The following is a 21,257-nucleotide window of genomic DNA, read 5'->3' as shown; positions in this document are numbered from 1 at the left end:
AATCCCCCGTCCTCTGAAATGTGGCTCGACGCCCCGTTCCACGTGGAACGCAGACGTGTCTTGCGGCCTGCATTGCCTGACCGCCATGGACTGGTATGAGATCGCGGATGATGCCCACGAAGCACCCACCCGCCGCTCTTCCGGCCGCCGCGCTTGTTGTCGCTCCCGCGCGGGTCGGATCGGGCAGGCCCGGCGGGCTAGGGTCTCGGCCATGAGCCTCCCTGTGGCCGGCGCCGCCATCCTGCGTGCGCCGCCCTTTCCGGGCATCGCTGTCGAGGTGTCGAGCCCCTCCGCCAAGCCCGGCGCGTGCCTCGACGCGGCCGCTCTCTTCCAGGCAGTGCGCGAGGCGCGCGTGGGCGGGCGCTTCTGGGCGGATCCGGCGGACCTGGCCCGCCCGGTTAAGGTCGTTCTGCGTCCACGCGACCGCCAGGAGGTCGCCAGCCTCTCCCGCAAGGGCGCGTTGTGGATCCTGCCATGCCCCAAGGCGCATTCGGGCCGTGCCGAGCGGGCCCGCTGGGCCAGGGCGCTTGCCGGCGAGCAATGGCGCTTCGACGTCGATCCCTGGTCGGTGCTGCCGGGTGCGGGGCTGCTGGTCGCCCATGGCGACGACGAGTGGATCGTCCTCGCGCGCGCGGCAAGGGTGGCCGTGGAAGTGCTCTCCGAAGGGCGGTTCGGCGCGCCCGGTGACGATGGCGAGGCGCTCGACAGGCGCGCGGCGACCGCCCTTGCGCAGGCACACTGGCGCGATCCCTTCACGGGAGCAGCGTCCAGTCTCGACGCGGTGGTGGACATCCTTGCGATGTGGCGCGCCTCGCTCGATGCGAACCGCGCGATCGTGGCCGCATGCGGAATGGCATGGTGGAAGCGGGCGGAGATACGGCGTTTCCTCTGGCACCCGGAGCGCCCGCTCGCCCTCGTCTCATCTCCGGCGCGCGCTCTTCGGATCGCCCGGCGCACAGGCGGCGCGGTCGCGATCTGGCCTTCGCGCGTGTCGACAGCGCTCGTGGAGGCGGCGCGTGCGCAGGGCGTGCCGCTGGTCAGGGTGGAGGACGGGTTCGTGCGGTCGGTGGGCCTCGGGGTCGATCTCGTGCCGCCTTCCTCGGTGGTGGTCGATCGCGCGGGCATCCACTTCGATCCCTCGCGCGAGAGCGACCTCGAGGCCTTGCTGGAAAGCGCCCCGATGTCCCAAAGACTGCTCGCGCGGGCGGGGGCGCTGCGGGACGCGATCGTGGCGGCGGGCATCAGCAAGTATGCCGCCGATACCGGGGAGGGCGGCATGGCTGTTCGCGACCCGGCAAGGCGGCTCGTCCTCGTCACCGGGCAGGTGGGGGACGACATGTCGGTCCTCGCCGCCGGGGGCGACCTCGTCCATGAGCCAGGCGGGCCCAATCTCGCGCTGCTGCGCCGTGCCCGCGCGCTGGAGCCCGCTGCCGAGATCTGGTTCCGCCCTCATCCCGACGTCGATGCCGGTCACCGGAAGGGCGCGGTGCCCGACAGCGAGGCGCTCGCCTTCGCGGATCGCGTGGTGCGCGGCGGGGGAATGGCGCCGCTGCTGGCCAAGGTGGATGCCGTGCACGTGCTCAGTTCGCTGGCCGGGTTCGAGGCGCTTCTGCGCGGGCGCGAGGTGACCTGCCACGGCACTCCGTTCTATGCCGGGTGGGGGCTCACCCGCGATCTCGGCGATGTTCCCGCGCGGCGCACCCGCAGGCTCACGCTCGACCAGCTGGTCGCGGGCGTGCTGATCCTCTATCCGCGCTATCTCGATCCGGTCACCGGCCTGCCGTGCCCGCCGGAAGTTCTGGTGGGCCGCATGGCCGGTGCCGCCGCCACCAACCGCCTGAGCTGGATCGCGCCGCTGCGCCGATGGCAGGGCAAGCTGATGAACGCCCTGCGATGAACGTCCCCGCATGACCGTGATCCTCGACATATCGCGCCTGATCTCGCGCGTGCGCTATTCCACCCCGTCGGGCGTGGACCGGGTGGAGATGGCCTATGCACGGGGGCTTCACGCGCTTTATGGCGAGCGCCTGTCGTTTGCCGCCGTGCATCCCTCCGGGGTATACGGCAGGCTGAGGCAAGGCGCGGCGCTAACCTACCTCGACGAGCTTGAACGCCGCTGGTCGAGCGTGGCGGCACCCGATGCCGCCCCCCCGCCGCGCCAGCGCTCGCTGTCATCGGTCATGCCGCAACTGGCGGCGCTGCTGCCGACCCGCCGGGGTGTGGGCTCGGCCGATGACGGGTGCGCGCCCGTCTATGTCCAGGCCTCGCCGCACCACCTGACGAACGCGGCCAAGGTCCGGCGCATCCTCGCGCGGGAGGGCGCACGGTTCCTGTGTCTCGTCCACGACCTTATCCCGATCGAGTACCCAGAGTATGCGCGGCCTTCGGGCGCGGCGCTCCACCGCCGCCGGATCGAGACGATCGCTTCGGCCATCGCTTCCACCGGGGGCGCGGCAATCGTCAATTCCGCCGCCACGGGGCGCTCGCTCGCGCCCTGGCTAAGGCCGGGAACCCCGATCCACGTTGCCCTGCTCGGAACCGAGGCGCTGCCGTCCGCTACCGGCGAGGCAGGGGACGGGCGTCCCTACTTCGTGTGCCTGGGCACCATCGAGCCGCGCAAGAACCACCTGCTGCTGCTGCACCTGTGGCGCCATCTGGCGCAGACGCTCCCGCCCGCCGCCGTGCCGCGCCTCGTGGTGATCGGGCGCCGGGGCTGGGAGAACGAGCAGATCGTCGACATGCTCGAGCGCTGCCCCGCGCTCGTCGGGCATGTGGAGGAGCTGGGCAATTGCCCGGATGCGCGGCTCTCGGCCTTGCTGCGCGGCGCCCGCGCGCTGCTCATGCCGTCTTTTGCGGAAGGCTATGGAATGCCCGTGGCCGAGGCGCTCTCGGTCGGCACGCCGGTGATCTGCAGCGATCTGCCCGCCTTGCGCGAAGTCGGGGGGGACACGCCCGATTACCTCGACCCGCTCGACGGCCCGGGCTGGAAGACGGCGGTGATGGACTACGCCGGGCGCGGCGCGACGCACCTTGCCCAGCAGGCCCGCCTGCCCGGCTGGCATAACCCGAGCTGGCATGAGCACATCGCCATCGTGGCGCGCGCAATCGAAGGGCTCAGCCAGAACGCCGGGGCGCCGACTGGCTGAGTGCGGCAAGCGCGGCATCGGGGCGCAAGGGACGCGCTCCGCCGCCCCGCCTTCTTCAACGCGCCCGCGCGCTGCTTTCCCGCTCGATCGCCTTGCGGATATCCCTGACGAAGCGCGAGTGCCGCACGCCCTTCAAAAACAGGTTCTGGATCAGGTTCCCTCGCCAGCGGCAGGGGCGCTTGATCTGGATGAGCAGGATGTAGCGGCCCTCGTCGCTCTCGTTCCAGACCTCGTGGTTGAACATGTCATCGAACAGGAAGGACTGCCCATCCTCCCAGTGCATCACGTGAAGCCTGTCGCCTTCCTCGATGTGCATGCGGCACTTCTCGCGCTCACGCGGGGCCCTGAGCGCCAGATGGTAGGTCAGCATGCCCTTGGTCATTCCCCAGTGGCGCGGAATGTGGCCGCCGGCCTCCATCACCGAGAAGTTCGCGGTCACGAGCCCGGGCACCTTCTCGATCAGCGCCGCCGTCACCGGCGCCCGCGCGGCGTTGGCCTCCATGCGGTAGCCATAGCCCTTGAGGAAGAAGGCTCGCCAGCGGCGATCGGCAGCGATGCGCCCATGGTCGAAGGAAATGTCGCCGAGCGATGGTATGTCCTCGGCCCGGATCCGAAGCGCCTCGTTGCGGATGGCTTCCCAATGGCTCTCCAGTTCGGCGATCCAGGGGAAGAAGGACTTGTCCTGCACGGCTGCATCGGGGATTCTGGAGCTGCGCATGATGACCCGGTCGATCGCCGGGCGCAGGTCCTTGCCGATCTGGAACAGCGACTTGCCCACGAACGGGACTTTCCAGCCCCGCGCATTGACGGTGTTCTGCCAGTTCATCTCGATCCTCAGCGCTTCAGCGACGTGATCCTTGAGCCGAACACGCGGTCCCAGAAGATCGCGGAGATGGCGAAGTTGCCGCCCTCGTCAATGTGGTGGTGGCGCATGTGATGGCGTTTCAGGACCGCGCCCAGGCCGCGGCGCATCGGCAACTGGTGGCAGGCGTAATGAAGGGCATCGTAGATCACGTAACCGGTCATGAAGCCAAGCAGAAGCCACGTTCCCGCAGGGCCGAGCACCGCCACGCTGACGACCCACAGCACCGCTCCCACGCTCACGCTGACAGGCAGCGGCATGAGGCCGCGCAAGGGGTCGCCGGGGGTTTCGTGATGGTTGCCGTGCATCAGGAACACCACCCAGCGGACCGGGGCGAAGCGGCTCTCGAGGTGGAAGAGATAGCGGTGCATCACATATTCGAAGAGCGTCCATGCCAGCAAGCCCGCGACCATCAGCGCGGCGGCGTTCGTCAGCGTGGCAGAGCCCCAGCCCGTCCATGCGATAAGCGGCAGCAGGATCGCCCAGCTCACCGCGAAGGTGCGAGGCGAGATCAGGGTAAGCTTTTCCAGGCGCTCGCTTTTGAACAACCGGACGCGGTGTGGACTGGAGACCTGAGATGGCATTGCCGACGATGCTGGACAATAGCCGTGTGGGACTGTCAAGTCGCGATGCCTCCGAACGGGGTTAAAACATGACAAGCGGATTGCGATCGATGAATTCAGGACGATGACGGAGACACTGCCGCACAACCGTAAAACTCGCCGCATCCTCATCACCGGCGCCTCGGGAGGGCTAGGGGGAGCGCTGGCCCGCCACTATGCGCGCAGCGATACCGAAACGGGTGTGAAGCTCAGCCTCTGGGGCCGGGACCGGGCGCGGCTGGAGGCCGTCGCGCACGACTGCCGGACCGCCGGGGCCCAGGTGTCGGTGCGCTCGCTCGATCTCGCCGATGTCGATGGCGCGCTTGCCGCGCTGGCCGGCGAGGACGCGGCCGATCCCTTCGACCTCGTTCTTCTGGCGTCCGGGCGGGGAGACGTGCGGGCAAGCGGCGATCTTGTGGAGGATGCCGCAATGGTGGCGGCGCTCGGCACTGTCAATTTCACGGCGCCCGCCGCGATGGCTGCCGCGATCGCGGCGCGCATGGCGGAGCGGGGAAGCGGGGGCATCGTGCTTGTGGGGTCCGCCGCGGCGTTCCACGCCTTGCCCTTTGCCGCAGCCTATGCGGGAACGAAGGCGGGACTTGCCCGCTTCGCCGATGCGCTGCGGATCGGCGTCGCCCGGCACGGCGTCAGTGTCACGCTGGTGTCGCCCGGTTTCATCGATACCGCCGCCGGGCGCAAGGTGCCGGGCCCGAAACCGATGCTGATGGCGCCCGGCGCGGTCGCCGCGCGGATCGCGCAGGCCGCCGAGACGCGCCGCGCCCATCTCGTGCTGCCCTGGCCCTTCGCGGTGCTGCGCTGGATCGATCGCCTGCTGCCCGGGCCCTTGCGGGACAGGGTGCTGTCGAGCCTTACCCCGCCGGAGTAAGCGGCGTTCCGAGGACCGCGTCGAGCACCGCGTGGTGCAGCTGCGCGGGGGTCAGGTCGGCGCGGGCATCGTCGCCGGGAAGAATGCGGCCGGCAGCGTCCATCCGCACCATCACGTAGGGCGTATGGCGATCGCCGCCGGGCGCCGTGGCTCCCGGGATGCTCGGTCGATGATCGCCGAAGAACACCAGCAGCGCCGGGCGGGACAGGCCCGCGATCCGGTCGAGCAAGTCGCCCAGCATGGCATCGCTGCGGCGCACCAGGCGCATGTAGCCCTCGACCAGGTCTTCGCCGCCCTGCGTCTCCCAGGGACCGTGGTTCTCGATGGTGACGGCGTATAGCAGGGTTGGGCCGCTCGCCGCCGCGGCCAGTGCGATGATCTCGTCCGCCATTGCAGCGTCCGTCACGTAGCGGCCCTCGCCCGGACCGGGCGGCGCGAACCGGTCCTCGCCCACCAACTCGGCAAAGCCGCCCGCCGGCATGATCCGATCGCGCCCGTAAAAGCGCATGTCGTGCGGGTGAACGAAAAGGCTGCGCCATCCGGGGCCGCCTTCCGCCTGCAGCCGGGCGGGCAGGGCATAGCTTGCCTCGCCCACGGCGGTGAGGAACGGGTCGAAGCGGCGGAACCCCAGTTCCTCCTCGCCCCGGCCGAACAGCACCCCGTATTCGGTGCGCATGGTATAGGCGCCAAAGCCGCTGACGTGGAGGTTGCCCCAGCGCCAGGCCTTCGCCCGTGCGTTCCCGAGCGAGCGCAGCGCCAGGGCCGGGTTGGCGAAAAGCTCCTCCGGATCGGCGAAGCTTTCGCACTGGATCATGACGACCAGTTCGGGCGGAGCCGGCGGCGCGGCTCTCGGTAAGGCGGGGCAGGGCGGCGGATCGCGGCTTTCGCGCCAGCGCAGCCAGAAAAGGAGAAGCGCCGCAAGCAGGCCGAACCGGCGGGTGTCGGCATGGGCCCGGGCGTCCGGCACAAGGCGGCCGGGAGAGGCAAGCCGCAGCGTGATCGCGAGAGTGACGAGGGCGCCGATGGCAAGCGCCAGGCCGGCCATGTGCGAGGCGATGTCGGCCACGGAAAGCCATGCGACGAGCGCCAGCAGCACCGCCGCAACGATCCCCGCCGCGATCCGGTGCGAGAGGCGCACGGCCGAAAGGTAGAACTGTGGATGGCGGAACACCGCGCCGACCAGCGCCAGGTCGGAGAACAGGAGTGGCTCGCCCAGCATCGCATGCTTGGCATTGGAAGCGACGGCAAGGAGCGCCTGCACGGCAAGAGCCAGCACCATGGCCACGCCGCCATTGCCGCAAACGGCCAGGAAAGCGCCGTAAAGCGCCGCGCTCATGCAGGCGAGCAGCCACAGCCCCATGCCCGTGCGCATGGCTGGACGCTCGCCAGCGCGGGGGCGCACCAGCGCATCGATGAGGCCCGCGCCAAGGAGCGTCGCCCCGAATGTCAGTCCATCGAAAGTCACGTACCGGTGGCAGCCTCATGCCCTCATGGGCGGAAGGGATGGGCTCATAGCGGCCGCGATCAAGGCTGTCATCAGCCGACTCCGTCTACCTTGCGCAGGCTCGGATAGGGAGCCTGCCGGGCTTGCCGCATGTCTCCGACCCTACTAACGCTCGGCCGGACATGCATTCGGGCCTGCGACCTAAGTACTTGTCGCCGGGCAGCAGATGCCGGTCATTACGGAGCACGTCTTTCGGCATGCCAGAATATCGAGATGCGGGGAAAGCGTCCACAGCGACTGCCATCCCTATACCTGCCAACAATGCGGCGGCGGGCTGCAATGCCGACGGCTCCTCCGCGCAGGGACGGGCATCCCGCACGGTGCTGCTGCTGCAGGGGCTGATGGGCCCGCTGTTCCGCCGCCTCGGGCAGGAACTGATGCGCACCGGGCACAAGGTCCACAAGGTCAACTTCAACGGCGGCGACCGGGCGTTCTGGCGGCTCCCGAACGGGATAGATTATCGTGGCACGCTGGCGGAGTGGCCCGCCGCCTTCAAGGCGCTGCTCGAGGTGCATCGGGTGACCGACGTCGTCCTGTTCGGTGACTGCCGAGACCACCACATGCCCGCCATCCGCATCTGCCGCGATGCAGGCGTGCCGGTCCACGTCTTCGAGGAAGGCTATATCCGGCCCGACTGGGTGACGCTGGAACTGGGGGGCGTCAACGGCCACTCCTCGCTGCCGCGTGACCCGGCGTGGTATCGCGCGACGGCGGCCGCGCTGCCGCCCGTTCCGCCGCACAGCCAGGTGCCGTCCTCGTTCCGCCGCCGGGCGCTCGAAGGGCTCGCCTACAATGCCGCCGACGTGCTGACGCGCTGGTACTATCCGGGCTGGAACAACCATCGCCCCTGGCACCCGGTGGTCGAAGGCATGGGCTGGCTGCGCAAGCTGCGCCGCCGCAAGCAGCGCGAGGAGAGCGCGGCGGCGCTGATGGGGCGGCTCGCGCACTCGCAGGCGCCTTATTTCCTGTTCCCGCTCCAGCTCGATTCCGATGCGCAGATCCGGCTGCACTCCCCCTTCGCCGGTATCCTGCCCGCGCTGCATCTGGTGATCGCCTCGTTCGCGGCACATGCGCCTGCCGGAACCCGCCTGGTGGTGAAGGAGCATCCGCTCGACAATGGCGTGCGCGACTGGCAGCAGGAAACCGCAGACCTTGCTAACCGCTTCGGCGTTGCAGACCGGGTGGACTATCTCGCCTGGGGAGACATCGTTCCCGTGACCCAGGGCTCGCAGGGGGTCGTCACCATCAACAGCACGAGCGGTACCTTCGCGCTGGCGGCAGGCGTGCCCGTGGTGGCGCTGGGCCATGCGGTCTACGATATCGCCGAGATCACGTTCCAGGGCAGCATCGACGCTTTTTGGCAGGATCCGCCGCCGCCCTCGCCCGAGACCTTCGCCGCGTTCCGCCGGGTGCTCATCGAACGATGCCTGATCCCGGGAGGCTTCTTCTCCGAGGAAGCCCTGGACAAGGTGGTGCGCCATGCCGTCGCCCGGCTTGAAGGACGGCCGATGCCGCCCGAGTGACGGGCGCCAGGGGAACCTTGGCTGGATGGTTGCGGAAGCGTAAAGATTGAAACACCCGTGTCACGAACTTTGCCTACTTGATCGTACCGATCTCGAGGGGGAAAGCGCCGTGAACGCCACGATAGCCGCGAAAAATTACGAAGGGCCCGAGCTGGACAAGGGGTTGGGGCTGGCGGGGCAGCTGGGCTTCGGTGCCGCCATCCTGGCCGCGATCGCCTACGTTGGCTACAGCGTTCTGGCCGACGCCAGCTCGGCAGGCATGTCCGCCATCGCGGTGCTGCCGTTCCTGCTGCTCTTCCTCGCCCTGATCATTGCGCTCGGCTTCGAGTTTGTGAACGGCTTCCATGACACCGCCAATGCCGTGGCGACGGTGATCTACACCAACGCCATGCCCGCCAACGTCGCGGTGGTCTGGTCGGGCTTCTTCAATTTCCTCGGCGTGCTCCTTTCAAGCGGAGCAGTCGCCTTCGGCATCGTCTCGCTGCTGCCGGTGGAACTGATCCTGCAGGTGGGATCGAGCGCGGGCTTCGCGATGGTCTTCGCGCTGCTGATCGCCGCCATCCTGTGGAACCTGGCGACCTGGTGGCTGGGCATCCCCTCCTCGTCCTCGCACACCCTGATCGGCTCGATCATCGGCGTGGGCGTCGCCAACGCGATGCTGCACGGGAAGAGCGGCACGGCCGGTGTCGACTGGACCAAGGCGACCGAAATCGGGCAGGCGCTGCTCGTCTCGCCGCTGATCGGTTTCGGCATGGCGGCGCTGCTGTTCCTCGCCATGAAAGTGCTGATCCGCAACGAGGCGCTTTATCAGGAGCCCAAGGACGGGCTGCCGCCGCCGTTCTGGATCCGCGGCCTGCTGATCTTCACCTGCACCGGCGTCAGCTTCGCGCACGGATCGAACGACGGGCAGAAGGGCATGGGCCTCATCATGCTGATCCTGATCGGCACGGTCCCCACCGCTTATGCCCTGAACCGAGCGGTCCCGGCAGGCTACACCGATGAATTCCACGTCGGGGCCGATGCCGCCTACGAAGCGCTTGCAGGTGGCCAGACGCCCACCATCCAGCCGGCGCAGGCGCGCGGCGCCGTCACCAGCTACATCGCCGACAAGACGTACCAGCCCGGCACTCCCGCCGCCCTTGCGGTGCTGGTCCGCGACATCGACCGCCAGGTGGACGAGTACGGCTCGCTCGCCCGCGTGCCCGCCGCCGCGGTGGAGAACGTGCGCAACGACATGTATCTTGCCTCCGAAGCCATCAAGCGCCTGGCAAAGGACGATGCTGCCGGCCTCGACGATGGCCGCAAGGCTGCTGTCAACGGCTTCAAGGCGTCGCTCGATGCGGGCACCCGCTTCATCCCCACATGGGTGAAGGTGGCCGTCGCCTTCGCGCTCGGGCTTGGCACGATGGTGGGGTGGAAGCGCATCGTCGTCACCGTGGGCGAGAAGATCGGCAAGTCGCACCTCACCTATGCGCAGGGCGCCTCGGCGGAACTTGTCGCGATGGGCACGATCTTCGCGGCCGACCACCTCGGCCTGCCGGTATCGACCACCCACGTCCTTTCCTCGGGCGTTGCCGGCACGATGGCCGCGAACCGCTCGGGCCTGCAGATGAGCACCGTGCGCAACCTGCTGATGGCCTGGGTCCTGACGCTGCCGGTCTCGATCCTGCTGGCGGGCGGCCTCTACGCGGTCTTCTCCAAGATCTTCTGATGGCCGACGGGCCGACCGCGAGCGGCGCGTCTCCCCGTCCCGCGCGTAGCCTCCCGGTAGGCGCGGGGCCGGGCCCCGGGCTCATCTGGGGCCGGGATTTCGACGCCGAAGGCATGCGCGAGGTATCCTCGTGCGACAGCGGCCATGAGGCCATGTTCCGCTGGCTGCACCTGAACCTGGCCGATCAGGGCACGCGCAGCTGGATCGAGGGCGCGGCGGGCCTCTCTCCGGCCACGCGCGAGCTGCTGCTCTCCGCCGATTCGCACCAGCGCGCCCTGGTGGAGGGCACCGCAGTGTGCTGCATCCTCCACGACCTTGAGCGGGACTTCGACGTGGGCGACACCGCTCGCGTGGGGGCGCTGCGGGTCATGGTCACTCCCGATCTGGTGATAACGGCGCGTCGCCATCCGCTGGGATCGGCGGACATCGTGCGCCAGCGGATCGAGGCCGGCGCGCGCATCCAGGGCGCGGCCCACGCGCTCGACCTCCTCGTGGGCGCGCTCAGCCAGAACATCGACCTGGTGATCCGCCGCCTTTCGACCGACGTACAGGCCGCCGAGGACGGCTTTCTGGAAGGCCACAAGCCGCCCACCCGCCACCAGCTTCTGGGCATCCGCCGCCGCCTCGCCCAGATCCACCGCATGCTCGATGGCACCCAGCGCGTGTTCCGCCGCCTGGAGCAGGACGACGACCTTCCCGAAGCCCTGCATCCCACGGTGGAGAAGCTCTCGCAGCGGCTGCAGGGGCTCGATGCCGATGCGCTCGAAGTGCAGGGGCAGCTGCGCCTGCTCCGCGACGAGCTGGACCTGCAGGCCGACCAGCGCACCAACCAGAACCTCTACCTGCTATCGGTGATGACCGCGCTGATGCTGCCGGCCACGCTGGTGACCGGGCTGTTCGGCATGAACACCGGCAGCCTGCCGTTCACCGGGTCGTACGGCACGCTTGGCGCAACGCTCGTCGCTGGAGGCACGGCGCTGGCGACCTACCTGTTCCTCAGGAGCAGGGGTTTCTTCCGGTAAGGCCAGCCTCGACAGGCAAGTCCCGGCAGGACCGATCTCTCAGAAAACCTGCGGAACGATCATGTCCTCGGGCACCGGATGGCGGATGTAGTCGGCATTGCGCACGCGTTCGGGCAGGATCACCGGTGCGCGGGGCACGTCCTCGTAGGGGATCTGGCTCAGCAGATGCGAGATGCAGTTGAGGCGGGCGCGCTTCTTGTCGACCGCCTCCACCACCCACCATGGCGCCTCGGGGATATGGGTGCGCTCCAGCATGGCTTCCTTGGCGCGGGTATAGTCCTCCCAGCGCCGGCGCGACTCCACGTCCATGGGCGAGAGCTTCCACTGCTTGAGGGGGTCGTGGATGCGCATGTTAAAGCGGAACTGCTGCTCGTCGTCGGTGATCGAGAACCAGTACTTGAGCAGGATGATGCCCGAGCGGACCAGCATCCGCTCGAACTCGGGGACGGAGCGGAAGAACTCCTCCACTTCGTCCTCGGTGCAGAAGCCCATCACCCGCTCCACCCCCGCGCGGTTGTACCAGCTGCGGTCGAAGAGCACGATCTCGCCCGCGCCCGGCAGGTGCTGGACATAGCGCTGGAAATACCACTGCGTGCGCTCCCGCTCGCTGGGAGCGGGCAGCGCGGCCACGCGGCAGACGCGCGGGTTCAGGCGCTGGGTAATGCGCTTGATCGCGCCGCCCTTGCCCGCGCTGTCGCGTCCTTCGAACAGGACGACGACCTTGAGGCCCTTGTGCTGGACCCATTCCTGCAGGCGGACCAGTTCGTGCTGCAGGCGGAACAGCTCGCGGAAGTAGAGCCGCCGTTCGATCTGCGCGCGGTCGGGGTGGTCGGCCATGTCGCCCAGCAGCGCTTCGAGACGGCTCTCGTCGATCTCCATCTCCAGCTCCTCGTCGAAGCTGTCGGCGATCTCGTCCTTGATCCGGTCCATCTCGAAGGCGTCCGACATCGACATGCGTACTTCCCTTGGCTGATCCCACGCTACTTGCGCGAAGGCGATGACATGGGCGTGACGCCCGCCTCAGGCGGGAGCGCGCCAGCCCATCCACGTTTGCAGCGAGGGGGCAAGGCGCGGGAGAAGCGCTTCCGCCGCCACCGCGAGCGCGAGCGAGAGACCGAACAGCGGCATTGCCAGCGCGAGCACGGCGACAAACGCCACCAGCGCCCACGAGTGGCGCAGCGGTGCAAGGCTTGGCGGGGCGCCCAGCCTTCCGGTCGGGCGACGGCGCCACCACAGGATCACGCTCGACACCGAAAGGAGCATCAGCCCCAGCAGCACGGCCAGGTTGACCAGCTGGTTGGCAAGTCCCCCAAAGGCGCCCTCGTGGATGGCGACGCCGTAGCCCACGGCGCGATCGATCCAGTGCCGGTCTCCGAAGCGCTCCACCCCAACGAGCGTCCCATCGTCGGCGATCTCGGCGCTGTCCCGGCGGGGGCGATCGGCGGCCTGGCTGCGCACCTGCCAGGGAGCGCCATGCGCCGTGGGCGGGCTGACTTCCACCGGTCCCGCAAAGCCCAGGCCCTGCGCGCGTGCGACCACCGCATCGAGCGCGGCGGGCGCCGGCGCCATATGGTTCATCGCCATGCCCTGGTGCCCCGCGTGATCGGACATCATCGCGCGCATCGCCGCGTCGGCATCGGCGCGGCGGGCGGCATCGGCCTGCGATCCGGCGGACCAGTCCTGCGGACCGGCGGCCGTCCCCGTCAGGGTCCGCACCTCGCGCAGGTAGCTGCCCCAGGCATTCGCCCAAGGCAGCCCCGAGAGGATCAGGAACAGCGCGCCCAGTGAGATCCAGAGGCCAGTGACGGCGTGGATGTCGCGCCAGAACAGCGCGCGTCCTCGCGTTAGCCGGGGGTAGAGCACGCCTGCCAGTCGCGTGCCGCCTCTCGGCCACCACAGGAACAGGCCGGTCAGCAGCATGACCACCGTCCAGCAAGCCGCGGCCTCGACCAGCGCCGAGCCCGTGCTGCCCGCCAGCAACTCGCCATGCAGGCGGAAGACCACGCGCATCAGCCGGTCCTCCTCGGCGACCTTGTGGAGCACCGCTCCGGTCTGCGGGTGGACCCAGACGCGCACGTCCTGAGCGCTCCTGCCGACCAGCACTTCCACCGCGTTGTCGGGGCTATCGGGCAGCACGTACTTGTGGAGCACCGATCCCGGCACCGCATCCACTGCCCGGTCCGCGATCGCCTCCGCCGCCAGTCGCGGCGCGTCGCCCGCCGCCACGCCGCGATAGGAAGCGTAGAGCATATCCTCGATCTGCGGCTTGAAGAGGTAGATCGCGCCCGTGACGGACAGCCACAGGACGAAGGGCACGCAGAACAGCCCGGCGTAGAAGTGCCAGCGCCACACGGCGCGGTACCAGCGCTCGGTCCTCGGGCCCGCACCGCTCACAGCATCCGTCCCGCTCACAGCGTCCACCCCGCTTCGACGAGGAAGCTGCGCTGGGGGTAGGGGTGGTATACCCAGGCCCGGTCGTTGGTGATGTTGTCGATGCCTGCACTCACGCGCAATTGCTCGGTCACGTTCCAGTTCACGCGCGCGTCGAGAGCGAAAAGTTCCGAGGTGTAGCCGTATGTGTCGCCGCGCTGCAGGCCGAACAGGTCGGTGTTGGGGCGGCTTGCATATCGCACGCCGAGGGAGAGGAGCACCGGCTCCGCCACGCGGTAGCGCAGGTTACCGTTGATCCGCCACCGGGGAATGCGCGGGAACTGCACGCCCTCGGCGGCCGGGGCGGCATCGTTGCGCACGGTGACCGAATCGATCCACGCCGCGTTGGCGTCCACGTCCAGACCCGGGATCACCACGTCGCGTGCCTCCGCGATCAGTTCGAGACCGACCTGCCGGGTGCGATCGATGTTCTTGTAGCTGGAAGTCGTCGCGCCGTTCTGGTTGAAGCCGGTGAACGAGAAGATCGTGTCCTTCACCCGCTGCCAGAAGGCGGATGCCGTCAGCTTTACGCGTCCGAAGTCGTGCGCGACAAGGAGGTTCGCGTCTGTCGAACGCTCGGGCCGAAGGTTCGGATCGAAGCTGTCCTGGTTGAAGCTTCCATCGCCGTTGAGGCTGCCCTGGAACAGCTCGCCCACCGTGGGGAACCGCGTCGCCTTGGCCAGGCTCAGCTGCACGCGGGTCTGGCTGCCCACTGCCCAGTCGAGCGAGGCCTTGGGCTGGAAGCCCCCGGCGCTGCGGCTGGCATAGCGATTGGAGACGGGTGCGCCGCCATTGCCGATCCTGCCGAGCCCGCCGTCGAATGCGCGCCAGTCCTCGTGCCGGGCACCCAGCGTCAGCGTCACCGGATCGAGGGGAATGCGCAGCTCGGCCCATGCGGACAGCGTGCGCGTCTTGCCGAAGGTGCGGGTGGAGAAGGTCCTTCCCCCCGCGCTGCCGTCGCGCCACCGGGCAAGGGCGTAGTTGATGAGGTCGGTCTCGTAGAGGTTGGCGCTGCCGCCGCCTGCAAGCTCCAGCCCGCCCAGCTGCGCCGTGGCGGAAAGCTCGCCGGTCCACCAACCGGTGGGACCTTGGCGGGCCAGCGTCCCGGGTCCGTTCGCCGCGCCCGCATCGAACCCGCGAGAGGTAAAGGCGTCGGCGCGCAGGATGCGATAGGTAGAGACATTGGCCTGCAGCGTCACCGCGTCGGAGACGGGGGCGGAGAGCCTCAGCCCGGCGAGCAGTTCGTCGCGCACGGTGCGCGACCGATTGGCGCCGCTGGCGGTGTAAGTGCGCCCTTCCAGCCGGACGAGGCCGTCGCAGACGGGGGCGCCGGAAGCGCTACGCAAGTAGCAGTCGGGGGCGTTCTGGTCATCGAGGTTGTGCCAGTAGGCCACCAGCAGCTCGCCGCTGAGGCCGGATGCGCCATCGTAGCCGAGGCGCAGCTTGGCCTGGTCCTGCGTGATCCTGGCGGGGCTCTGGCCGGCGAAGATCGGGCTGGCGGCGTTCCCCGGAGCGCCGGGGATGGCCTGTCCGGGATCGACGACAGCCCCCGTGACGTCGGTCGCGCCGCTCGTGGTGGACGACGGCACCAGGCCGAAGAACATCTGCGGGTGACCGGTGTTGCGGAAGTGCCGGTCCGAAAGCCGGACCGACCATGGGCCATCTTCCTGCCGGAAGCCGAAGCCCGCTTCGGCGGAATAGCCCAGGTAACTCTCGTCCGTGCCGTATTGGTCGTAAGGCTGGGCCATGCCCTGCACGGTCGCGAAAGCCTCGGTCCTTTCGGGCGAGCGGGTGGTGATGTTGACCACGCCGCCCATCGAATTGCCGGCGTAGCGCGCCGAATAGGGGCCGTAGACGATGTCGAACTGCTCCACCTCGCCCGGTCCGACCACGCCCCACTTGGGAGCATAGGCGAAGGAGTTGCCGAGGAAGTTGGAGACGGTGAAGCCATCGACCATCACCAGCGTGCGGGCGCTCTGGGTGGAATGCGTGCCCCGGAACCCTGGAACGCCGTTGGAATCGCCCGCGTAGCGAGTGCGCACGAAGAAGTCGGGCGCGTACTTCATGAGGTCTTCCACGTTGCGGGCGTTGACGGCGGCGAACTGCTCGTCTCCCAGGCTCACGGAAAGGCCGCGCGCATCGAGGCTGATGGCATTCTCGCGCTGGCCGACGACAAGGATGCTGCCGCCGGGCGGCGCTTCCTCCGCGGCGAGAGAGGGCGTGGGAAGCAGGGCAAGCGGAGCCGCGCCGAGCGCGAGCAGTGTACGAAGCATGAAGAGATCACCTGAACAGCCCGCCGCCGCCTTCCGGGCGCCGTTTGCGGGCATGCGAATGGAAGCGCGGTCTATTTGTTCCGCGCGCCTGCTCTGGGTTCAGGTAAAGGAGGGCGGCGCCCGGCCCGGAGGCCGGATCCTTGCAGGTGCGCCGGGCAGGACCAGCGCCGTGCGGCGCACAGCGAGCAGGAAGACGAACGCCAGCGCGGCCAGCAACAGCGGCGCAAGATCCGCGCCGGCGAACCCGGCGTCGAGCGATGCAAAGGCGCAGGGGTGGTCGGCCGTGGTGCCGGTGTGGTCCTGATGCGCGGCCTTCCTGGGGATCGTGATCCTGACCGTGCTTCCGGCGGGCATCGTGCCCGAGCACAGCGCGACGATGATGCCGGTGTCCGGGGCGGCGGGCATGTATCCCGCCGGGACAAGCGCCTTGAGGAACAACGCGGCCGCCAGCAGCAACGCTGCCAGGGCCGGTCGATCCCGGAAAAGGTGCCTCATCGTGCCCACGGGGCGGTTCTACCGGGCATGGGCGGTCGTGTCATGCGCAAAGAAGCTATGCAGCGAGGGCTCACATGTGGGGTCACCCGCGCTCAGCCGATGATCGACTTGATCTCCAGATACTCGTGGAAGCCGTACTCGCCCCATTCGCGTCCATTGCCCGATCGTTTGTAGCCGCCGAAGGGTGCGTGGAAATCGAACCCGCCGTTCACCCAGATCGCGCCGGTGCGCAACCTTCGCGCGATCGTGCGGCACTGCTCCACGTCCTCCCCCGAGACATAGCCGCCCAAACCGAAGTTCGAATCGTTGGCGATGCGGACAGCGTCGTCGATGTCTTCGTAGCCGATGATGACCAGCACGGGCCCGAAGATCTCCTCGCGCGCGATGACCATGTCGTTGTCGCCCACGAACACGGTAGGCTTCACGTACCAGCCCCTGTCCAGCCCGTCCGGGCGGCCCAGCCCTCCGGCGATCAGTTCTCCGCCTTCGTCGATGCCCGTCTCGATGAACTGCTGGATGACATCGTACTGGCTTCGGGAGACGACCGGACCCATCGCGAAGTTGCCGGCGGGATCGCCCACGGTAACCCCGTTGGCAGCCTGCGCGGCGACTTTCCTCACCTCTTCCATGCGCGAGGAGGGGACCAGCAGGCGCGAGCCCGCCGAGCACGTCTGGCCCGAGTTACCCATCATCCCCGCAGTCGCGCCCGCGACGTTGGCTGCGAGGGAGGCATCGTCGAGCACGATCCACGCGCTCTTGCCGCCCAGTTCCAGGCCCACGCGCTTGACGGTGTCCGCGGCGTCCTTCTGGATCTGCACACCCACCGTTTCCGATCCGGTGAAGGAGATCATGTCCACGTCCTCGTGCCGGGAAAGCGCGGCGCCGATGACCGAGCCCTGGCCCTGAACCATGTTGAAGACGCCTGCGGGAACGCCCGCCTCGTGCAGGATCTCGGCGAGGATCTGGGCCGAGTAAGGCGCGAGCTGCGGGGGCTTCAGGACCATCGTGCAGCCTGCCGCCAGCGCGGGGAAGATCTTTACGCAAGTCTGGTTCATGGGCCAGTTCCACGGGGTGATGAGACCGCACACGCCGATCGGTTCCTTGCGGATCAGAGTGGGGCCGCGCTGTTCCTCGAACCTGAAGTCCTTCAGCACTTCGATCGCGGTGCCGAGGTGGCCCTTGCCCAGCATCGTGTGGAAGCCGTTGGCGAGCGAGGCCGGCGCGCCCATCTCGACCATGATCGCCTCGCCCAGTTGGGCCTCGCGCCGGAGGTACTCGGCCTGGATGGCTTCGAGTAGCTCGATCCGCTCCCCTACGCTGCTCTCGCCATAGGCTGGGAAGGCGCGCCGGGCCGCGACGACCGCCCTGTCGACGTCGGCGGGCGAGCCGAGCGAGATTTGCCCCGAGACTTCCTCGGTAGCGGGATTGATGACGTCGGCGGTCTTCGGCGAGACAGGGTCCACCCAGCGGCCATCGATGTAGAACTGCGTATAGTTGCGCATGTGCTCTCTCCCAAGTCCTCCCCGAGACGGGAATACGCCTGTGCCTCTCCACCGACCTGCAGGTGGCCCTTCTCCCCAGCCGGCCGGGGGGATTGCGTTCCTTACTGCGTGCCTTCGGCGTACCAGGTGCGGAACTCGTTGTAGTTGGGCATTTCCTCGGAGTTCGCGGCCGGGTCGATCGGTACATGGATCACGGTGCAGCCGCCGCGGGCATAGGCACGCGCGATTGCGGGACCGATGTCTGCCGCCTTTTCCACGTACTCGCCGGCGGCGCCGAAGCCCTCCGCGATCTTGTCAAAGCGGACCTTGTCGGACCAGTGCACGCCTGTTTCCCTGGTGCCGTGGCCGAAGGTGCGCTTGTAGACACCCACTTCGAGGCCCCACTGGAAGTCGACGCCTACCAGGATCACCAGCGGCAGGTTCTTGCGCACCGCGACTTCGAGTTCGCCCACGTGGAACAGGAAAGAGCTGTCCGAAGTCAGCAGCATGCCCGGGCGCTGCCTGCCGGTCGCGGCCTGGTCGGCCAGCATGGCGCCGGTCGCATAAGGCAGGCCGGTGCCGATATGGCCGTAGTTCTGGTTCCAGATGACGTCGCGGGGCTTGGCCTGCGAGTAGGTCCACTGGAAGATCACCGTCGCGCCGCCGTCGCGGATGAGGATTCCGTCCTTGGGGAACGCCTTGGTCGCCTCGGTGACGAACTGGCTGGTGTGCATCTTCGAGGCCGAGCCGTCAGGCCTGGATGCCGCATCCTCGGCCAGTTCCTCGAGCTGGCGGGCGTCACGCTGGATGTATTCCGACAGCGAGGGCGCTGCCTGCCGTCCGCCAAGCGCCTTCAGCGCGCGCGAAAGCTGGGGCACAACGGCGCGCACGTCGCCCACCAGAGGAACGTCGATCGGCCGGTTGACGCCGATCGCGGTGGGGTCCTGCTGGACGTAGATCCACTTGCGGTTGGCTTCGTTGTCCACCCAGTGGCGCCAGCGACCGTAGTGGCTCGGCTCGCCCAGTTCGGTGGCCAGAGCCACGCAGCAGTCGCTTTCCACCACCGCGTCGATCGAGGCTTCTGAAAAGCCGTAAGGGAACGTGCGGTCCTCCAGCCCTTCGATGAACGAGGTGCCCCCCGAAGTCTGAATCACCGGGCACTGCATCAGCTCGGCCAGTTCGCGGACCGCCGCGCCCGACTTCGAGGTGTGGACGCCGTGGCCGACGAGCAGCACCGGGTTCCTGGCGTTGCGGATGATCTCGGCAGCCTCCGCCACGCGGTCGCCGTCGGCGCCTTGCATGGTCAGGCGATACAGGTGCGGCGGCAGGACGGGGGGAAGGTCCAGTTCCTCGAGGATGATGTGCGCCGGGAACTCAATATAGGCCGGCCCCGGAGTGCCCGACAGCGCAACGCGAATGGCTTCGCGCACGATCTCGTCGGTCTGGTCTGCATACTCGATGGAACTGGAGAACTTCACCGAATCCTCGATCATCGGCTCCTGGCGGACGAACTGGATGCGGCCCCGGCGCACGCGGCGCTCGGTGATGCGGGCGCGCTGGCCGCCCATGATGATGATCGGATCGTTCTCCACCTTGGCGCACTGGATCGCCGGCATGAGGTTGGCCATGCCCGGACCCAGCGTGCCGATGCACAGTGCCGGCTTGCCGGTAATGCGCGCGGCCGCGGCAGCCATGTGACCGGCGGATGCCTCGTGATGCGGCGAGACGACGGTCCACCCGCGCGTTTCTGCCTCGAGGAAGAGGTGGACGAAGTTAGGATCGGGGATGCCGAAGAGGGTCCTGATGCCCTCTGCCTCGAACAGGTCGAGGATTCGCTTGTAAACGGGCGTGCCCCTGGTGGCTGTCGCCGGGGCCTCGGCCTGGGGCTGGTCGTCGTACATCGTGGGTAGCCTTTCTTCCGATCCGTTGTCTTCTTGCCGCGTGTTCTACCCGGTCGTGGCGCATCGGCCGGGCTCGCGGGTGGGGCTTGCGAAGGTGGTTAGCCCAAGCCTTTCCAACGGGTCAGTCGAAATCAACAGTGCTGTTTACTTAGACTCGCTGACCATCGCCGGGGCGACGCTTTCGAGTTCGGCCAGCACCGTTTGGTTGTCCTGGCCGAGCATGGGTGCAGGGCCGCGCACCTTGCCGGGCGTTGCCGAGAACCACGTCGGCACGCCGGGCATCCGCACCTGGCCCTGCGGGGTTTCCACCTCCTCGAAGAAGCCGATGGCGTTCAGCTGCGCGTTGTCGAACAGCGCGTCGGTGGATTGGAGGCGGGCGCACGGAATGTGCAGGGCACCCAGGATGTCGAGCCATTCCTGGGTGGTGCGGGTAAGGAAAGTCTCGCCGAGCAGTTCGTAGACCCTGCCGATCTGCTGCGCGCGCTTCTCCAGCGTGGAAAACTCCTCGCTCGCCCACGAGGGGCCGATCGCGGCCATGAAGGCGCTCCAGTGCTTGTCGTTGTAGACGAGCGCGGCAACGTAGCCGTCACTGGTCCGGTAGGGCCGACGGTTGTGCTCCACCGCACGGTGGTAATGTGCGGGCGTCGTTGGCGGCGAGAACATCGCGCCGTTGGCGTGCTCCACCAGCATGAAAGAGGACATCGCCTCGAACATGGTGACTTCCACCTCCTGCCCCTCTCCCTTGCCGCGGCCGCCGGTACGCTCGCGGTGGAACAGCGCCATCATCGTTGCGTAGAGCGCATGCAGGCCCGCCACCTTGTCTGCCATGATCGTGGCGACGTAGCCGGGCTCTCCGTTCATCAGGCCCTGGACGTGAGGGATGCCGCACTCGGCCTGAATGGTGTCGTCGTAGGCGGGCTTGTCGCTCTCGGGCCCACGACGCGAGTAACCGTAGCAGTTGGTGTAGACGATGTCGGGACGGAGGGCCCTGACCGCCTCGTAGCCGAAGCCGAGCTTGGCGATCGCGCTGCCTCGCATCGAGTGGATGAAGACGTCGGCCGTGGCAATCAGGCGGCGCAGCGTCTCGCGATCCCCATCCTGCCGCAGGTCCAGCATGACGCCGCGCTTGCCCCTGTTCACGTTGACGTAGATGCCGCCCATGCCGGGCGCCGGACCGGCCGTGATCCAGCGTGTGTTGTCGCCTGCGGGAGGCTCAACCTTGATCACCTCGGCACCCATGTCGGCCATGATCTGCGTGGCGTAGGGTCCGAAGACCACGCTCGTCAGATCAATCACGCGGATTCCCGAAAGGGGCCCCTGTGCTGCCTTGTCGGCCATGTCGCTCTCCACTCGTTCAGACGCAGGTTATCGAAAGCCGGCGCACAGAGCTATGCACATTCCCGTTCGCTGGGCCGATATGT

16 protein-coding genes are annotated in these 21,257 nt (G+C 68.2%); 6 read left to right on the top strand and 10 right to left on the bottom strand.

Annotated elements, in window-relative coordinates; all coding sequences use genetic code 11:
• The first annotated feature begins 211 nt into the window (after window positions 1-211).
• Window positions 212-1,897, top strand: coding sequence for a capsular polysaccharide export protein, LipB/KpsS family (locus tag GR702_RS14115; RefSeq protein ID WP_160986531.1), 1,686 nt, complete (start codon window positions 212-214; stop codon window positions 1,895-1,897).
• 10 nt (window positions 1,898-1,907) lie between these two features.
• On the top strand, window positions 1,908-3,146 hold the full coding sequence (locus tag GR702_RS14110) for a glycosyltransferase family 4 protein (protein WP_160986530.1): 1,239 nt from the start codon (window positions 1,908-1,910) through the stop codon (window positions 3,144-3,146).
• A gap of 55 nt (window positions 3,147-3,201) precedes the next feature.
• Here the strand turns inward: GR702_RS14110 and GR702_RS14105 are convergent, their stop codons facing one another.
• Complete coding sequence (locus GR702_RS14105) at window positions 3,202-3,972, bottom strand: aspartyl/asparaginyl beta-hydroxylase domain-containing protein (protein ID WP_160986529.1); 771 nt, start codon at window positions 3,970-3,972, stop codon at window positions 3,202-3,204.
• Between the two features lie 8 nt (window positions 3,973-3,980).
• Complete coding sequence (locus GR702_RS14100; RefSeq protein WP_160986528.1) at window positions 3,981-4,592, bottom strand: sterol desaturase family protein; 612 nt, start codon at window positions 4,590-4,592, stop codon at window positions 3,981-3,983.
• Between the two features lie 103 nt (window positions 4,593-4,695).
• On the opposite strand from GR702_RS14100, the gene GR702_RS14095 reads away from it, so the two are divergent.
• Window positions 4,696-5,496: an SDR family NAD(P)-dependent oxidoreductase gene (locus GR702_RS14095; RefSeq protein ID WP_160986527.1), complete on the top strand. Its 801-nt coding sequence runs from the start codon at window positions 4,696-4,698 to the stop codon at window positions 5,494-5,496.
• Here the strand turns inward: GR702_RS14095 and GR702_RS14090 are convergent.
• Complete coding sequence (locus GR702_RS14090; protein ID WP_337192609.1) at window positions 5,480-6,961, bottom strand: LTA synthase family protein; 1,482 nt, start codon at window positions 6,959-6,961, stop codon at window positions 5,480-5,482. The two genes, GR702_RS14095 and GR702_RS14090, sit on opposite strands and share 17 nt — an antisense overlap.
• A 380-nt stretch (window positions 6,962-7,341) precedes the next feature.
• Between GR702_RS14090 and GR702_RS14085 the strand changes: the two genes are divergently transcribed.
• The 3 genes from GR702_RS14085 (at window position 7,342) to GR702_RS14075 (ending at window position 11,256) form a co-directional block, all read left to right on the top strand.
• A complete protein-coding gene (locus tag GR702_RS14085) occupies window positions 7,342-8,523 on the top strand; it encodes a capsule biosynthesis protein (protein ID WP_160986566.1) in 1,182 nt (393 codons plus the stop codon).
• Window positions 8,524-8,632: 109 nt separating this feature from the next.
• On the top strand, window positions 8,633-10,234 hold the full coding sequence (locus GR702_RS14080; RefSeq protein WP_160986526.1) for an inorganic phosphate transporter: 1,602 nt from the start codon (window positions 8,633-8,635) through the stop codon (window positions 10,232-10,234).
• A complete protein-coding gene (locus GR702_RS14075; RefSeq protein WP_237449711.1) occupies window positions 10,234-11,256 on the top strand; it encodes a CorA family divalent cation transporter in 1,023 nt (340 codons plus the stop codon). Before GR702_RS14080 ends, GR702_RS14075 begins: the two co-directional genes overlap by 1 nt.
• 39 nt (window positions 11,257-11,295) lie before the next feature.
• Here the strand turns inward: GR702_RS14075 and ppk2 are convergent, their stop codons facing one another.
• The 7 genes from ppk2 to GR702_RS14040 all read right to left on the bottom strand — a co-directional run bounded on the left by ppk2 (window position 11,296) and on the right by GR702_RS14040 (window position 21,174).
• Entirely contained in the window at window positions 11,296-12,210 is a 915-nt protein-coding gene (ppk2, locus tag GR702_RS14070; RefSeq protein ID WP_202408270.1) for a polyphosphate kinase 2, read from the bottom strand.
• Window positions 12,211-12,276: 66 nt separating this feature from the next.
• Window positions 12,277-13,650, bottom strand: a complete 1,374-nt coding sequence (locus GR702_RS14065; protein WP_337192608.1) for a PepSY-associated TM helix domain-containing protein — start codon at window positions 13,648-13,650, stop codon at window positions 12,277-12,279.
• Window positions 13,651-13,664: 14 nt separating this feature from the next.
• Complete coding sequence (locus tag GR702_RS14060) at window positions 13,665-15,959, bottom strand: TonB-dependent receptor (RefSeq protein WP_160986524.1); 2,295 nt, start codon at window positions 15,957-15,959, stop codon at window positions 13,665-13,667.
• 99 nt (window positions 15,960-16,058) lie between these two features.
• Window positions 16,059-16,454, bottom strand: coding sequence for a DUF2946 family protein (locus tag GR702_RS14055; protein WP_202408269.1), 396 nt, complete (start codon window positions 16,452-16,454; stop codon window positions 16,059-16,061).
• A gap of 92 nt (window positions 16,455-16,546) precedes the next feature.
• Complete coding sequence (locus GR702_RS14050; RefSeq protein ID WP_160986522.1) at window positions 16,547-17,956, bottom strand: aldehyde dehydrogenase family protein; 1,410 nt, start codon at window positions 17,954-17,956, stop codon at window positions 16,547-16,549.
• Between the two features lie 101 nt (window positions 17,957-18,057).
• On the bottom strand, window positions 18,058-19,836 hold the full coding sequence (locus GR702_RS14045; protein WP_160986521.1) for a thiamine pyrophosphate-binding protein: 1,779 nt from the start codon (window positions 19,834-19,836) through the stop codon (window positions 18,058-18,060).
• Between the two features lie 144 nt (window positions 19,837-19,980).
• Window positions 19,981-21,174: a CaiB/BaiF CoA transferase family protein gene (locus GR702_RS14040; RefSeq protein WP_160986520.1), complete on the bottom strand. Its 1,194-nt coding sequence runs from the start codon at window positions 21,172-21,174 to the stop codon at window positions 19,981-19,983.
• Window positions 21,175-21,257 lie beyond the last annotated feature (83 nt).

The sequence above is a fragment of the Novosphingobium silvae genome, from assembly GCF_009856825.1.
GTDB lineage: Bacteria > Pseudomonadota > Alphaproteobacteria > Sphingomonadales > Sphingomonadaceae > Novosphingobium > Novosphingobium silvae.
This window is presented reverse-complemented; position numbering and strand designations above follow the sequence as displayed.

Excerpts from the sequence above, each read along its gene's own strand:
- GR702_RS14115 (WP_160986531.1), top strand. The coding sequence starts at position 212 with ATGAGCCTCCCTGTGGCCGGCGCCGCCATCCTGCGTGCGCCGCCCTTT.
- GR702_RS14110 (WP_160986530.1), top strand. The coding sequence starts at position 1,908 with ATGACCGTGATCCTCGACATATCGCGCCTGATCTCGCGCGTGCGCTAT.
- GR702_RS14105 (WP_160986529.1), bottom strand. The coding sequence starts at position 3,972 with ATGAACTGGCAGAACACCGTCAATGCGCGGGGCTGGAAAGTCCCGTTC.
- GR702_RS14100 (WP_160986528.1), bottom strand. The coding sequence starts at position 4,592 with ATGCCATCTCAGGTCTCCAGTCCACACCGCGTCCGGTTGTTCAAAAGC.
- GR702_RS14095 (WP_160986527.1), top strand. The coding sequence starts at position 4,696 with ATGACGGAGACACTGCCGCACAACCGTAAAACTCGCCGCATCCTCATC.
- GR702_RS14085 (WP_160986566.1), top strand. The coding sequence starts at position 7,342 with ATGGGCCCGCTGTTCCGCCGCCTCGGGCAGGAACTGATGCGCACCGGG.
- GR702_RS14075 (WP_237449711.1), top strand. The coding sequence starts at position 10,234 with ATGGCCGACGGGCCGACCGCGAGCGGCGCGTCTCCCCGTCCCGCGCGT.
- ppk2 (WP_202408270.1), bottom strand. The coding sequence starts at position 12,210 with ATGTCGATGTCGGACGCCTTCGAGATGGACCGGATCAAGGACGAGATC.
- GR702_RS14060 (WP_160986524.1), bottom strand. The coding sequence starts at position 15,959 with ATGCTTCGTACACTGCTCGCGCTCGGCGCGGCTCCGCTTGCCCTGCTT.
- GR702_RS14055 (WP_202408269.1), bottom strand. The coding sequence starts at position 16,454 with ATGAGGCACCTTTTCCGGGATCGACCGGCCCTGGCAGCGTTGCTGCTG.
- GR702_RS14050 (WP_160986522.1), bottom strand. The coding sequence starts at position 17,956 with ATGCGCAACTATACGCAGTTCTACATCGATGGCCGCTGGGTGGACCCT.
- GR702_RS14045 (WP_160986521.1), bottom strand. The coding sequence starts at position 19,836 with ATGTACGACGACCAGCCCCAGGCCGAGGCCCCGGCGACAGCCACCAGG.
- GR702_RS14040 (WP_160986520.1), bottom strand. The coding sequence starts at position 21,174 with ATGGCCGACAAGGCAGCACAGGGGCCCCTTTCGGGAATCCGCGTGATT.